This is a genomic window from Streptomyces sp. NPDC030820 (assembly GCF_055572075.1).
Genome location: NZ_JBVIEB010000006.1, coordinates 308,001 through 321,737, shown reverse-complemented (window position 1 = coordinate 321,737; position 13,737 = coordinate 308,001). Strand labels below are relative to the sequence as shown.

Genomic DNA, 13,737 nt, shown 5'->3' with positions numbered 1-13,737 from the left:
GCCTGCCGGTCACATGGCCCCGCCGAGCAGAGCCGTACGCGTTTCCCGTACCGCTGCCGAACCCCCCGTGACCAGCGCGAAGACACGGTCGGCCCAGGCATCCGGTGCTCGGCCGGAGTGCGGCCGAAAACCCGAGGCGGCGACCGCAACCATGCCCTGGGTGAGACTTGTCACTCCCGCACCCGAGCCGACAGTGCCCCGCCGTGCTCTACTCCTGTGTCGCCTCCCGGTCCTCCTCCTCGACGGGCAGGCCCACCGGGCGGCGGCTGGGCGGCTGTTGCGGTTCGGGGCGCACGGGTGCGGGCGGCATCCTGCAGTCCACCGGGGTGTCGGGGTTCAGGGTGATCGGCTCTCCGTGATGGAGCACGACCAGCGGTTCGCCGTCCTCGAGGCGGTACCGCACATGGGACGGCCCGATGTCCACCTTCAGCCTGCATCCGCGTACGAGCAGCGTGAACGCCACCCTGGACAGCTCCTCCGGCAGGCGCGGTGCGAACGCCAGCCGGTCCTGGCTGCCGTCGTCGCCGGCGTACCGGCGCAGGCCTCCGAACCCGCTGACCAGCGCGATCCATGTCCCGGCGAGGGAGGCGATGTGGAGCCCGTCGCGGGTGTTGTGTTCCAGGTCGTCCAGGTCCATCAGTGCGGCCTCGCCGAGGTAGGCGTAGGCCAGGCGCAGATGCCCGGTCTCGGCGGCGAGCACCGCCTGGAAGCACGCCGACAGGGAGGAGTCACGGACGGTCAGCGCCTCGTAGTAGGCGAAGTTGCGTGCCTTCTGCTCGTCGGAGAAGACATCCGGGCACTCCATCATCGCCAGCACCACGTCGGCCTGCTTCACCACCTGCTTGCGATACAGGTCGAAGTAGGGGTAGTGCAGCAGGAGCGGGTAGTTCTCGGGCGGGGTCGCCTCGAAGTCCCAGCGCTGGAAACTCGTGAAACCGGCCGACTGCTCGTGCACGCCGAGCGAGTCGTTGTACGGCACCGCCATGCGGGCCGCGGCGTCCCGCCACGCCGCGGTCTCCTCGTCGTCGACACCGAGTTCCGCGGCGCGTTCCGGATGACGCGCCGCGGCATTCGCGGCCGAGACCAGGTTCTGCCGGGCCATCAGGTTGGTGTACAGGTTGTCGCGGGCGATCGCGCTGTACTCGTCGGGCCCCGTGACCCCGTCGATGTGGAAGACGCCTTCCGCGTCGTGGTGTCCGAGCGAGCGCCACAGCCGGGCGGTGTCCACGAGGATCTCGAGCCCTTCTTCGCGTTCGAAGTCCCCGTCCCCGGTCACCATGACGTACCGGTCGGCGGCCATAGCGACGGCGGCGTTGACATGGAAGGCGGCCGTCCCGGCCGGCCAGTAGGCGGAACACTCGGCACCGTCGATCGTGCGCCAGGGGAACGCCGCTCCCGCGAGCCCCAGCTGACGCGCGCGTTCCCGCGCCGCCGGCAGCATCCGGTGCCGCGCCCTGAGCGCCGATGCCACGGCCTCCGGAGCGCTGTAGGTCAGCACGGGCAGCACATAGGACTCGGTGTCCCAGAAACAGTGTCCGTCGTACCCGGTTCCGGTCAGGCCCTTGGCGGGAATCGCGCGGTTCTCACCGCGGGCCGCCGCCTGGAGCACATGGAAGAGGGCGAACCGTACCGCCTGCTGGATGCGCGCGCTGCCCTCGACCTCGACGTCCGCGCCGGCCCAGAAGCGATCCAGGTACGTCCGCTGCGCCGCGGCCAGACCGTCCCAGCCGGTGCTGACCGCGGCCGCCACCGCCGCGTCCACCTGATCGTGCACGGCCGGCAGCGAACGTTCCCCCGACCAGCCGTACGCCACGAACTTGACCAGCCGGAGCGGTTGCCCGGGCTCCAGGTCCGCGGTCACCGTCAGACGGCTGACGTCGGGCTCGCACTGCGCCGTCCAGCGGGTGGTCTCAGGCCCTTCGACGAGATGGTCGGCCGCTGCTCCCACCCGCAGCGCGCTGCGGTCGGTGCAGTGCACCAGCCGCAGCCGGGTGTCCTGCGCGAAGTTCTCCTCGGCCACCAGCGGTGACCCGATCGCCGCGGCCACGCGCGGATCGCCTTCGAAGCGCGGTAGCTGCGCGTTGGCGACGAGCTCGGACTGCACGGCCACCGTGGTCGGCCCGTCGACCGGCTCGACCTCGTACACCACCGCGGCCACCGCTCGCTGGGTGAAGGACACAAGCCGCCGCGAGGAGATCCGCACCGTACGGCCGCCGGGTGAGGTCCACCGTGCGGTGCGGCTGAGGATGCCCGAGCGGAAGTCCAGGACCCGCTCGTGGGCGACCAGCCGGCCGTAGCGCAGATCGTACGGGTGGTCGTCGACCAGCAGCCGGAAGATCTTGCCGTCGGTGACGTTGATCATGGTCTGGCCGGACTCGGGGTATCCGTAGCCCGCTTCGGCGTAGGGCAGCGGATGCCGTTCGTAGACGCCGTTGAGGTACGCGCCGGGCAGTCCGTGCGGCTCGCCCTCCTCGAGATTGCCGCGCCACCCGATGTGCCCGTTGGAGAGGGCGAAGACCGATTCGCTCTGCGCGAGCACGTCAAGATTGAGCTCGGTCTCGCGCAGCGACCACGGCTCGACCGTGAAGCTGGGATGGGTGATCATCGCTCCTCCAGAAGGTCGGCCTGGTCACGGACCACCACATCGGCGCCGTGCGCCCGCAGTTGCCCCGCCTGCCCTCGGGCCGCCTCCAGGTAGGTGTCCGGGGCGGGCTCGCCCCGCAGCCGGCGCTCGTGCGCGGCCACTGAGTCGATCCGCTCGTCGAACAGGTCCTCGATGCCGGCCGCTCTCAGGACGTCCCGGGTGTTCGCGCTCGACGACACCACCGCCGAGCGCAGGCCTGCCGCCCGCGCCGCGTGCACGAACCGGACCGGGCCGTCGTACGGTTCCACCCCCTCCGGCGGGTCCTGGGGCGATCCCTCGGGCAGGTGCACCCCGCGTGCGGCGAGGAACGTGCGCACGCCCGCGGTCTCCTCTCGCGTCGCGCGGTCACGGAGACATCCGTCGAACATCTCCTTCCAGGCGGCCGCGTGCGCCTTCGCGGTCCGGGTGAGCACCCCGTCCGGGTCGAACAGGCAGGCACGGACGTGCGCAGGAAGCCCCAGCATGCCGCCGAGGCTAGAAGCCACGTGCGGACGGGCACGGTACGTCGACCGTCCGGCGCGCCGGAAGGCACCCGCTCGGCCGCGTCCGACACGCGCGCGGCGGTGGCGCGGCTAGCCGGACATGGCCTTCGACCAACCCTGGTCCACCGTCGTCCGCGCCTTTTCCAGTTGCGCGTCCGTGGGGAACTGCGGCGTTCCCTCGACCGTCGGCAAGCGCGCGGCGGCGGCCCTGTCGAGGGTGCCGTCCTGCCTCATGACGTCCATGAGCACCGGGCGGGCGTAGCCGCGCAGCCGGAGGTTCTGGCCCTCTGGGCTGAACAGGTACTCCTGCCACAGGCGGGCAGCCGCCGGGTGCGGGGCGTTTTTGTTGACCGCCAACGCGAAGTACTGGGCGAAGCTGCCGTCGAAGGGGATCGCGACCTGCCAGTTGACGCCCTTGTGGCGGAGCTGGTCGGCGTAGTGGAGGTTGATGTAGTCCCAGTTGATGCTGATGGGGGTCCGGCCGTCCTCGACCGTTGCCGTGGTGGAGTTGAGGGGGTTGAAGTTGCCGATCTTGTTGAGCTGGGCGAAGAAGTCGAGGCCGGGCTGGACGTTGTCGAACGACCCGTTGTTCGCCAGCGCGGCCGCGTAGACGCTGTCGAAGGCGGTGGCCGACCGGGGCGGGTCGCCTTCGAGCGCGACCTTGCCCCTGTACGCGGGTTTCAGCAGATCGGCGAAGGTCTCCGGACAGGTCTTGACCCGGTTGGCGTCGCAGCCGATGGAGATGTAGCCCCCGTAGTTGTTGGACCAGCGGGCCTTGGAGTCCTTCTGGTTGCCGGGGATCGAGTCGTAGGCCGCGACCTTGTACGGCGCGAGCAGATTCTGGCCCGCTGCGTTCCGCGCGAACGTGTCGCCCACGTCGATCACATCGGGGGCTGTCGGCCGCTTCCCGCTCTTCTTCACGGCGTCGATCTCGTCCTCGCTGTGGCCGTGCGGATTCTCGACCGTGACCTTGATCCCGTACTTCTTCTCGAAGCCGTCGATCAGGCCGCCGTAGTTGGCCCAGTCACGCGGCAGAGCGATCGCCCTGAGCGTGCCCTCCCGTTTCGCCGCGGCGATCAGTGCCCGCATGCCGCCCACGTTCTCGGCGGAGGTGGCCTTCGACGGCTTCTCGATTTTGGTGCTCGGTGGGTGCTCGCAGGCGCTCAGGCCCAGCGCCACGACAGAGAAGCAGCCGAGGACGACCGCTGCTCGGGCACGGGGTCTGGTCACGACTGCTCCTGGGGTGGGAAACGCGGTTGTCGCCGAGGGAGCTGGGCTTGTCACAGGGTGTGTCGAACCGCCGGGGAATGCCCGGTGCCGCGTGGCGCCGCCGTGGAGTCGGGAAAGCCGTGGAAGGCCGAGAGCCGAAGTACTCCGGTCCGCCGACACCTCTCTGGCTTCCTCGGGTCTACTGCGTCGACGCAGGGGGCATCGAGGCCAGGGTACCCGGCCGCCCCGACGGCGGAATCCCGTCCGGTAAGCCCGCCATCAGTGTGTATACCCGGCGGGACGTGGCCTGCGCACCCCTTGGGCCGCGGTCGCGCCGTGCCGGCCCGCGGCGTGTCCGGCAGCGGAGGAACGGGTGGGATGTACACGCTCTCCTCGTTCTGCCGTGTCGTCTCACCCCGCCGTGTCGTCTCACAGCTCCGTATCGTCCCACTGGCCGAGCAGGATCTCGCCGAGTTCCTCCCCCTCCGGCGTGGCGCCGCCGTGGAGGGACTGTTCGGCCCAGATGACCTTGCCGGTGGGCGTGTAGCGGGTCCCCCAGCGTTCGGCGAACTGGGCGACGAGGAAGAGGCCGCGGCCGCCTTCGTCGGTGGCTTTCGCCCGGCGCAGCCGCGGTGAGGTGCTGCTGCCGTCGGAGACCTCGAAGATCAGGGTGCCCGCGGCGGGGCGGCTGACCGGCACCGTGCGCAGCAGCCGGACCGAGATGGGCTCGCTGCCGTAGCGGATGGCGTTGGTGATCAGCTCGCTGAGGATGAGTTCGGCGGTGAAGACGACCTGCTCCAGTCCCCACTCCGCCAGCCGGCGGGCGCAGGCGGTGCGCGCCGGGGCCACCGCCGCGGGGTCACGGGGCACGTCCCACTCGGCGACCTGTGCCGGCCCGAGTCGGCATGTGCGGGCCACCAGGAGCGCGATGTCGTCCCTGGGCCGGTCGGACAGCATGGCCTCCATCACCGCCGCGCAGGTGGCCTCCGGTGTGCGCTCGGGCCCTGACAGAGCATCGCGCAGGGCCTCCAGACCGGCGTCCAGGTCGCGGCCGCGGTCCTCGATCAGTCCGTCGGTGAAGAGCACCAGCCGGGACCCCTCCGGCACGGTGAACTCGGCGGTCTCGACCGGCAGGCCTGCGCTGAGCCCCAGGGGTGGGGAGACGGGCGGCTGGGGGAAGTCGACGGTCCCGTCGGGCCGGACCACCGCGGGTCCCGGATGGCCGGCGGTGGCGAGGACCAGCCGCCCGGAGGTGGGGTCGTAGACGGCGTACTGGCAGGTCGCCCCGGTGATCATCTTCTGTCCGTCCTCCGTCGCGGCGATCTCCTCGGCGTCGATCTGGGCCACCAGCTCGTCCAGCCGGCCCAGCAGCTCCTCCACGGGCAGGTCCAGGCTGGAGAAGTTGTGCACGGCGGTACGCAGCCTGCCCATGGTCGCCGCGGCATGCAGACCGTGGCCGACGACGTCGCCCACGACCAGTGCCACCCGGGTGCCGGACAGCGGGATGACATCGAACCAGTCCCCGCCCACCCCGGCCTGGGCCGGCAGGTAGCGGTAGGCCACGTCGAGGGCCGACTGTTCGGGCAGCCCGCGTGGCAGCAGACTGTGCTGCAGGGTGACGGCCATGGTGTGTTCGCGGGTGTAGCGGCGGGCGTTGTCGATGCTCAGCGCCGCCCGGGCGGCCAGCTCCTCGGCGAAGGACATGTCGTCGTTCTCGAACGACGGGGAGCCCTCTGCACGCCAGAAGTCCACCACGCCCAGCACCACGCCGCGGGCCCGCAACGGAACCACGAGCATCGAGTGGATGCCGTGGTCGAGGATCCCCCGGGCACGTTCGGGGTGCTGGGCCAGCCAGCCTTGGGCGACGCTCAGGTCCCCGACCAGCACTGTTCGGCCCTCGGCCAGCGCCGTGGAGACGGGGTGGTCCGGAACGAAACGGATCAGCTCGCCGACGGGGTGGAGGAGATGCCCCTCGTCCAGACCGGCGACCGCGCTGCGGCGCAACTCGGTGGTCCGGGCGGTCGCATCGAAGGACTCCTCGCCGCGCAGGACGGGGTCCAGCAGTTCGACGGTGACGATGTCGGCGAACCGGGGCACCGCCACCTTGGCCAGTTCCTCGGCTGTGCGTCTGACATCGAGCGTGGTGCCGATCTGCAGCCCGGCTTCGTAGAGCAGCTTCAACCGCTCGCGGGCCACCTCCGCGCGGCCGGAGAGAGCCTGCAGCTCGGTGGTGTCCCGGAGCGTCACCACGCTGCCGACCGGTCCGTGCGGTGCGGTGAGCCGCTTGTTGACCGCGAGCAGCCGGTCGCCCGCCCGGTACACCTCGTCGGTCGCGGGGCGGTCGGAGGCCAGCAGCGCGGCGAGGTCCTCCTCCAGCCCCAGATCGGTGATGTGCCGACGCTCCGCGTCCGTCGGCAGGTCCAGCAGCCGCCGTGCCTCGTCGTTGGCCAGCTGCAGCCTGCCGTCACCGCCGACGATCAGCACCCCTTCCCGCACGGCGTGCAGGACCGCGTCGTGGTGCTCGTACATCCGGGTCATCTCCACCGGCCCCAGGCCATGGGTCTGCCGCCGCAACCGACGGCTCACCAGGGCAGACCCGCCGGCGGCGATGGCAAGGGCCGCAGCGGCGCCGCCGACGAGGACCGGCAGCTGCCGGTTCACCCTGTGCTGCACCTTCTCGACCGTGACGGGCACGGAGACGATGGCGATGACCGAGCCGTCGGGCCCCTTGACGGGGACCGCCGAGACCACGGAGAGCCCCAGGGACCCCTGGAAGGTGCTGGTGAACGGCTTGCCGTTCGCCGCCTGCGCGTAAGGCCCGATGACGCGTTTCCCGATGCGGTGCGGGTCGCTGTGGGTGAGGGTGACGCCGTTGAGCCCGTACACGATGACGGCGTCGACGCCCGCGGCCTTGCGGGCCGCCTCGGCATACGGCTGCAGCTCCGCGGACGGGTGGGCGCTGTGCAGCGCCGCCACGATCCCCGGGGAGTTGGCGAATGTCTGCGCGGTGGCGAGCGTCCGGGTCCGGGCGTCCGCCATGTTGTCGCGCTGAGCCTGCACCACGAGGGCCAGCAAGGTGGCGGCGACGAGGAGCACCACGACCGCCAGCTGCAGCAGGAAGACCTGGCCGGCGAGGCTGCGCACGCTCAGCAGCGACCGCCACGCCTCTCCCCGCCGACGGGGCCGATCCGGCACATGAGTGCGCCCGGACGCATCAGGCGCACCACGCCCGGATCGACCCGAAAATTCGCCCATGTCACCTTTCTATCGTTCCTGGGCGCACAACAACGAGGCAACTTCACGGCATGACCGTCAGGCGCAGGCGAGCGGCGGCGCCGTCGTGCCCCTCACTTCGAGGACCGGGGCGGCGAGGTCCACCTCGCTCGGGCGGTCCGGCTCGCCGATCCGGTCGAGCAGCCGCTGGGCGGCGCGTCGGCCCACCTCATGGCTGGCGTTGTCCACGGTGGTCAGCCACAGATGGCGCAGCCGGGAGAGGTATGTGTTGTCGTAGCCGACCAGGGAGAGGTCCCGTGGCACCTGGAGACCGGTCTCCTCGGCGGCGGAGAGCGCGCCGACGCAGGTCATGTCGTTGACCGCGAAGACGGCGGTCGGGCGCCGCGGGCGGCTCAGGAGCCGGACCGTCGCCCGGTAGCCGCCCTCCTCGGTGAGGTCGCCCTGTTCCACGACCGCCGTGTCGGCCAGGCCGTGCTCGCGCATGGTGGCCTCGAAGCTGCGCCGGCGCAGGTCGCCGACCGCGCCCTGACCGGCGATGTGGGCGATGTGCCGGTGGCCGAGGCCGATGAGGTGCTCGGTGGCCAGGCGGGCTCCGTGCTCGTCGTCGTTGGCGACGATGTCCACGCCGGGCAGCACCGGTTCCCGGGTGCCGGCGACGACCGTGGGGACCAGGCCGGCGGCGGCGCGCAGGGCCTGTGGGTCCTGGAGGGTGCCTACGGCGATCAGGCCGTCGACGCGGAGTTCGGTGAAGGTCCGGGTGAGGTCCTCGCCGAGGCGCCGGTTGAGGTGGCCGTCGGCGAGCAGCATGTGCAGGCCGTTGTCGTACAGCCGTGCGTTCAGGCCGTCGAGCAGCTCCACGAACCAGGGGTTGCGCATGTCGTTGAGCAGCACCCCGACCGTGCGGGTGCGCCGCTCGCTCAGGCTGCGCGCGGCCGCGTTGGGCCGGTAACCGAGCGCTTCGACCGCCGCGAGGACGGCCTCGCGCTTCTCCGGCCGGACTCCCTCCGCGCCGCGCAGCACGAGCGACACCAGGGACTTGGACACGCCGGCCCGTTCGGCGACGTCACGGATGGTCGGAGTGCTCATGGCTGGACCGTTCCACAATCCAACGGCTCCCGTAAAGACCCTTGACACCAGGCAGAAGCGGGATCCATGGTGAGCGGCCAGGTTTGGAACGGTCCAAAGAAGGGCGCTCATGGTGAATACGCTCGGCGTCGCCGTCGTGGGATTCGGCTGGATGGGTCGGGTGCACACCCAGGCCTATGCCCGCCTGCCGCACCACTTCCCCCAGCTGTCCCTGCGGCCGGAGCTGCTCGCCGTCGCGGACGAGGTGCCGGGCCGGGCGGAGGAGGCGGCCGCGCGGTACGGCTTCGCCGCCGGGACCCGCGACTGGCGGGAGGTGGCCGCCGATCCGCGTATCCAGGCCGTCAGCATCACCGCCCCGAACTTCCTGCACCGCGAGATCGGCGTCGCGATGGCCGAGGCCGGCAAGCACATCTGGATCGAGAAGCCGGTCGGGCTCACCGCCGACGACGCCCGGGCGGTCGCCGACGCGGCCGCCGAGGCCGGCGTGCAGGGCACCGTCGGCTTCAACTACCGCAACGCGCCCGCCGTCGAGGCCGCCCGCGATCTGATCGCCTCCGGCGAGATCGGCACGGTCACCCACGCCCGGATCCGCCTCTTCAGCGACTACGCCGCCCACCCGGACGGCGCCCTGACCTGGCGCTACGAGCGGGCACGCGGCGGCAGCGGGGTGCTCGGCGACCTCGCCTCGCACGGCGTCGACCTGGCCCGGTACCTGCTCGGCGACATCGCCTCGCTCACCGCCGACACCGCGATCTTCCTCCCCGAACGCGCCCGGCCGACCGGCGCAACCGCGGGGCACACCCTCGCCACCGGCGGCACACTCGGGCCGGTCGAGAACGAGGACTACGTCAACTGCCTGCTGCGCTTCGCCTCCGGCGCCCGCGGCGTCCTGGAGGCCTGCCGCGTCTCGGTCGGCGAGCAGAACAACTACGGCTTCGAGGTGCACGGCACCCAGGGCGCCGTCTTCTGGGACTTCCGCCGCATGGGCGAACTCGCCGTCAGCCGCGGCACGACCTATCAGGACCAGCCGGTCAGCACGGTGTACGTCGGCCCGGGCGCCGGCGAGTTCGCCGCGTTCCAGCCGGGCGCGGCCAATGCGATGGGCTATGACGACCTGAAGGTCATCGAGGCCTACCGCTTCCTCCGCTCCATCGCCGAGGGAACCGCGGTCGGGACCACGCTCGGCGATGCCGTGGCCGGCGCGGTGGCACTGGACGCCATGGAGCGCTCGGCCCGGCAGGGGACGTGGGTGAGCCTGGCGTGAGCACCGTGGCGAAGGCGTCGGCGGCGTCGCCGTTCGCGAACCGCGTGGCGGCGAGCATGAACACCGTGCGACATGGCGGTGTCGCTGCGCTTCGGAGCGCGACTTCGGCCGAGGAAGCCACGCCGGTCGGACTGGCGCGGGAGCGGATCGGCCGTCCGACAGATGACGGGGGCGGCTCCACCCGATCGGGCGGTAAGCGAGGCGGCGGAGGCGTCGGACTCGCCGTCTAGGATCCGACCGTGGCAGAGGTCCCCGATGAGTTGATCAGGCTGGAACGCACCGCCGAGGAGGAGCGCGCGAAACTCGCGGGCCTCACCGGTGACGAGTACGACGCTCAGCTGCGCCGTTGGCGCGAGGCGTCCGACGCCGTACACGCGGCCATCACCGCGCACGCCGCAGCCACCGGGTCCAGCCCGCACGAGGTCGAGCAGGCCGTGCAGAAGGCCGTGCAACGCAGCCAGGAGGACCCGGCCGTCGAGTAGCGAGGGCGGGGCCCACCGCCGGCGGGCACGTCGAGCAGACAACGCGGGCTCGTTCAGCGATGCTGGACAAGGGTGGCACCCCTCCATGCGACAAGGGAGCACGGCATGCTCACAGATCCGGTCGTACGATTCCTGGCGGCCCTGGACCCCGAGCACAGGGACGCAGTCGGCGCCAAACCGCGCCAGGAACAGGAACAGCTCGCAGCGGCCTGGGAACGGGAACTGGAGTCCGATGACGAGCTCGACACCCTCGACGAGCTGTCCCCGCCCGCCGCAGAGGCCGAGGCCGCCCGCCGCGTCATGGACCGCGTCACCGGCTGACAGCGGCACCGGCTGGATACCGGACGCTCACCCGAACTGCACGATCAACAACACGCTTCAGGGCGTAGGGCCATCAGTGGGATCGGCTGCTCTGGCCGCCCGCTCGATCATCGCGTACTTGGTCTCCCAGTAGTCCCTGTCCTGCCCGTGCAAGGCCTTGCTCCCCGGGTCCGTCCCGACCGCGCCGTCCAGCTGTTCCCGCAGGATGTCGGCGTGTCCGGCGTGCCGGGTGGTCTCGCTGAGCGAATGGACCATGACATTGAAAAGCTTCACGTGGGGACGCGGCCACCAGGGCACGAAACCGGGCGCGTCGATGGCCAGGGCCTTGATCGTCGCGTCCGTGTGCTCACCCACGCGCCGGTAGAGACCGACGATCTGTTCGCGTGTCTCGTGCTCGGTAGCCCAGTGTTCGTCCTTCCACGCGGCCTCGTCGTTCCAACGGGGGACCGTGTCGGGGAAAGGCCGGTCGAAGACCTCGCCGAAGTACCGCGCGTCGGAGAACGCCAGATGCTTGACCAGCCCGAGGAGGTTGGTCCCAGTAGCGGTCAGGGGGCGGCGTATGTCGTACTCGGAGAGCCCGTCGAGCTTCCAGACCAGCGCCTCACGTACCTGCCGCAGATCGTTGTGAAGGTATTCTTTCGCGAACTCATCGATCATGGATCGTCAGTGTGCCACGGGGTACCGCGGACGCCGGTCGGGAATGGGTGGCCTGCCTTTCCGCGCTCGGACAGCCCCCGCTTGGTACGACGGGCTGACTGCGATCCTGCGCACCCATGCCTGGATGTGCGAGCTCAGGCGCCGGAAGGGCAGCGGCTGATCACGGAGGTGAAACTGGCGGCCGTCAGCGCCGGTTGGGCTTTTGCGCCGGATCCGCCGGACTGGTCGAAGCCGATTCCCGAGGGTGTGGCGTCCTCGTCGGCCCCGGACGTCGCCGGTCACGCGTGCCGCGATCAGCTGCTCCTCGCCACGCAGGCCGGTACCCATACGGTGGTCCGGGCAGCGCGTGTGCGGCGTTACGGGCGTCGCGCGCGGGCCGTGCGCCAGGTGAACACGGTGCAGACGAGGGCGGTCGTGACCAGGCTGCCGATCATGACGAGTCCCACGCCGATGATGAACAGTCCGCTGGAGTCGTCCGACCAGTCGTAGAAGGCGGCAAGGGTGAGCCCGAGCGGGGGGCCCAGGACCGTGCCGGCGAGATGGCGCCGGGATGCCGCCCAACACACAGGTACAAGCAGGGTGAGTACCAGCCCGATCACCTGCCATGCCTCGTACGGGCCGGTCGTCGAGCCGTCGGAGTGCACGTCCCGGTGCTGGTCCCAGCCCAGCCATGCGGCCCACGCCGCGAGTGACACCCCCGCAAGCACAAGGATCGGCAACAGGTGGGCAACGGCTCTCGTCAGTCCTTGGCGCATGGATCGAGCGTGACAGCCCACGCCTCTTGCCGAGCAGAGCTCATGTACTCAGCTCCGGCTGAGTACATGAGTACGGCGCGGGCGGTGGACCGGGCCCGGCCGATGTGTGGCGACGGCCTCTGTGGGAGCATGCGCCAGTGCGCGAGCTAACTGCACGCCGTGGTGAACACACATGAACACCCCGATCACTGCGCGGATCTGAGCGCGAACTCGGTCAGCGGCGCATCAGCGCGAAGACACCCCAGCCCAGGTACTCACGCTCATAGAGTGCGTAGCGAACGGGATCTGTACTGAGTTCCTCCCGGAACGCGGGGGCGAGTTCGTCCTCGGGGTTGCTGTCGAGCCAGCGGCGGATGTTGAGCCACTGGGCGGCGCGGTAGCGGTCCCAGCTGTCCTGGTCCGCGAGCACCATCTCGACCACGTCGTAGCCGAGCGCGCCGAACTGCTCGATCAGTCCGGCCAGCGGGAGGAAGTCCCCGCGACTGCCGGCGTGGCAGGCTTCGACGGCCTCCTGGGTCGGGGGCTCGCGCCGCCAGAACGGCTCGCCGATCAGGATCGTCCCGCCCGGGCGAAGGCTGCTCTGCAGCAGCCGGACCGTGCCGGGGACGCCGCCGCCGATCCAGGTGGCGCCGATGCAGGCCGCGATGTCGACCGGGTCCTCGGCGACGTGATCTGAGGCATCGCCGTGGATGAAGGTGATCCGGTCGGCGACACCCAGTTCCAGGGCCCGGGCGCGAGCGCTGGCGGTGAACACCGTGCTGATGTCCACCCCGGTCCCGGTGATCCCGTGGTCGCGGGCCCAGGTGCACAGCATCTCGCCCGAACCGCAGGCCAGGTCCAGCACGCTCGCCCCGGGCGCCGGCCCGAGCGCCCGGCCGAGGACGGCCAGCTTCTCGCTGGTGAAGGGGTTGTGGATGCGGTGGCTGCTCTCGCGAATGGTGAAACTACGTGGAAGATCCACTTCGGGGTTTCCTTCGATCGGAAGAGGTCGGGGTCTGTGCTCGCGGCTGCCGGACGTCCGCCGCATCCACCCGGACCCTCATCCCACGCGCCCCACTCACTCGCACGATCGCCGACGCGGTCAAGCTATGCGGCGGTGCACGCCCTGTCCATCGTGTTTCCGGGTCTGACTTGGGTCAGGCGTAGAACCGGGACACACTCTGGAGCACCGCGGCAGGCTTGGCGCCGGCCTCCACCTCGATCGTGCCGTCGACGGTGATCTGCACGCCGCCGGGCACGTCCTCGACCGAGGTGAGCCGGGCGGCGAGCCGGATACGGGATCCGACCTTCACCGGCGCGGGGAAACGCACCTTGTTCAGGCCGTAGTTGACCTTGGTGGTCACTCCCTGCACGTCCAGCAGTTCGGTGAAGAGCGGGATGAACAGGGACAAGGTGAGGTAGCCGTGCGCGATCGGCGCGCCGAAGGGACCCTGGGCCGCCCGCTCCGGGTCGGTGTGGATCCACTGGTGGTCGCCGGTGGCGTCGGCGAAGGTGTCGATGCGTTCCTGCGTGACCTCGATCCACTCGCTGGTGCCGAGGTCGCTGCCGGCGAGCTTCTTCAGTTCGTCCAGGCCGTTGACGGTGATGCTCATAAGCTGCCTTC

12 protein-coding genes are annotated in these 13,737 nt (G+C 70.7%); 3 read left to right on the top strand and 9 right to left on the bottom strand.

Annotated elements, in window-relative coordinates; all coding sequences use genetic code 11:
* Positions 1 to 208 precede the first annotated feature (208 nt).
* From ACZ418_RS19070 to ACZ418_RS19050, 5 genes are all read right to left on the bottom strand, one after another.
* Complete coding sequence (locus ACZ418_RS19070; protein WP_468363925.1) at positions 209 to 2,605, bottom strand: glycoside hydrolase family 65 protein; 2,397 nt, start codon at positions 2,603 to 2,605, stop codon at positions 209 to 211.
* On the bottom strand, positions 2,602 to 3,108 hold the full coding sequence (locus ACZ418_RS19065) for a hypothetical protein (RefSeq protein WP_468363923.1): 507 nt from the start codon (positions 3,106 to 3,108) through the stop codon (positions 2,602 to 2,604). Before ACZ418_RS19065 ends, ACZ418_RS19070 begins: the two co-directional genes overlap by 4 nt.
* 108 nt (positions 3,109 to 3,216) lie before the next feature.
* Complete coding sequence (locus ACZ418_RS19060) at positions 3,217 to 4,356, bottom strand: ABC transporter substrate-binding protein (protein WP_468363921.1); 1,140 nt, start codon at positions 4,354 to 4,356, stop codon at positions 3,217 to 3,219.
* 408 nt (positions 4,357 to 4,764) lie between these two features.
* On the bottom strand, positions 4,765 to 7,590 hold the full coding sequence (locus ACZ418_RS19055) for a SpoIIE family protein phosphatase (RefSeq protein WP_468363918.1): 2,826 nt from the start codon (positions 7,588 to 7,590) through the stop codon (positions 4,765 to 4,767).
* Between the two features lie 57 nt (positions 7,591 to 7,647).
* The gene (locus ACZ418_RS19050) at positions 7,648 to 8,655 is read right to left on the bottom strand and encodes a LacI family DNA-binding transcriptional regulator (RefSeq protein WP_468363915.1); all 1,008 of its coding nucleotides are present in this window, start codon (positions 8,653 to 8,655) and stop codon (positions 7,648 to 7,650) included.
* A 109-nt stretch (positions 8,656 to 8,764) separates the two neighbouring features.
* Here ACZ418_RS19050 and ACZ418_RS19045 point away from each other — a divergent pair, with 109 nt between their 5' ends.
* The 3 genes from ACZ418_RS19045 (at position 8,765) to ACZ418_RS19035 (ending at position 10,722) form a co-directional block, all read left to right on the top strand.
* Positions 8,765 to 9,919: a Gfo/Idh/MocA family protein gene (locus tag ACZ418_RS19045; RefSeq protein ID WP_468363912.1), complete on the top strand. Its 1,155-nt coding sequence runs from the start codon at positions 8,765 to 8,767 to the stop codon at positions 9,917 to 9,919.
* Positions 9,920 to 10,158: 239 nt separating this feature from the next.
* Positions 10,159 to 10,401, top strand: a complete 243-nt coding sequence (locus tag ACZ418_RS19040) for a hypothetical protein (RefSeq protein WP_468363909.1) — start codon at positions 10,159 to 10,161, stop codon at positions 10,399 to 10,401.
* Positions 10,402 to 10,506: 105 nt separating this feature from the next.
* Entirely contained in the window at positions 10,507 to 10,722 is a 216-nt protein-coding gene (locus ACZ418_RS19035; protein ID WP_450985792.1) for a hypothetical protein, read from the top strand.
* A gap of 57 nt (positions 10,723 to 10,779) precedes the next feature.
* On the opposite strand, the gene ACZ418_RS19030 is transcribed toward ACZ418_RS19035, so the two are convergent.
* The 4 genes from ACZ418_RS19030 to ACZ418_RS19015 all read right to left on the bottom strand — a co-directional run bounded on the left by ACZ418_RS19030 (position 10,780) and on the right by ACZ418_RS19015 (position 13,726).
* Positions 10,780 to 11,379, bottom strand: a complete 600-nt coding sequence (locus ACZ418_RS19030; RefSeq protein ID WP_468363907.1) for a DinB family protein — start codon at positions 11,377 to 11,379, stop codon at positions 10,780 to 10,782.
* 356 nt (positions 11,380 to 11,735) lie between these two features.
* On the bottom strand, positions 11,736 to 12,134 hold the full coding sequence (locus tag ACZ418_RS19025; protein ID WP_468363904.1) for a hypothetical protein: 399 nt from the start codon (positions 12,132 to 12,134) through the stop codon (positions 11,736 to 11,738).
* A gap of 214 nt (positions 12,135 to 12,348) precedes the next feature.
* Positions 12,349 to 13,095 (bottom strand): SAM-dependent methyltransferase, encoded by a 747-nt coding sequence (locus ACZ418_RS19020; RefSeq protein WP_468363901.1) that lies wholly within the window; start codon positions 13,093 to 13,095, stop codon positions 12,349 to 12,351.
* Between the two features lie 175 nt (positions 13,096 to 13,270).
* The gene (locus tag ACZ418_RS19015) at positions 13,271 to 13,726 is read right to left on the bottom strand and encodes a MaoC family dehydratase (RefSeq protein WP_468363899.1); all 456 of its coding nucleotides are present in this window, start codon (positions 13,724 to 13,726) and stop codon (positions 13,271 to 13,273) included.
* Between the last annotated feature and the right edge of the window lie 11 nt (positions 13,727 to 13,737).

What these genes read in the sequence shown, in the direction of transcription:
- ACZ418_RS19070 (WP_468363925.1), bottom strand. Translation starts at nt 2,605, where the DNA reads ATGATCACCCATCCCAGCTTCACGGTCGAGCCGTGGTCGCTGCGCGAG.
- ACZ418_RS19065 (WP_468363923.1), bottom strand. Translation starts at nt 3,108, where the DNA reads ATGCTGGGGCTTCCTGCGCACGTCCGTGCCTGCCTGTTCGACCCGGAC.
- ACZ418_RS19055 (WP_468363918.1), bottom strand. Translation starts at nt 7,590, where the DNA reads ATGGGCGAATTTTCGGGTCGATCCGGGCGTGGTGCGCCTGATGCGTCC.
- ACZ418_RS19050 (WP_468363915.1), bottom strand. Translation starts at nt 8,655, where the DNA reads ATGAGCACTCCGACCATCCGTGACGTCGCCGAACGGGCCGGCGTGTCC.
- ACZ418_RS19045 (WP_468363912.1), top strand. Translation starts at nt 8,765, where the DNA reads ATGGTGAATACGCTCGGCGTCGCCGTCGTGGGATTCGGCTGGATGGGT.
- ACZ418_RS19035 (WP_450985792.1), top strand. Translation starts at nt 10,507, where the DNA reads ATGCTCACAGATCCGGTCGTACGATTCCTGGCGGCCCTGGACCCCGAG.
- ACZ418_RS19030 (WP_468363907.1), bottom strand. Translation starts at nt 11,379, where the DNA reads ATGATCGATGAGTTCGCGAAAGAATACCTTCACAACGATCTGCGGCAG.
- ACZ418_RS19025 (WP_468363904.1), bottom strand. Translation starts at nt 12,134, where the DNA reads ATGCGCCAAGGACTGACGAGAGCCGTTGCCCACCTGTTGCCGATCCTT.
- ACZ418_RS19015 (WP_468363899.1), bottom strand. Translation starts at nt 13,726, where the DNA reads ATGAGCATCACCGTCAACGGCCTGGACGAACTGAAGAAGCTCGCCGGC.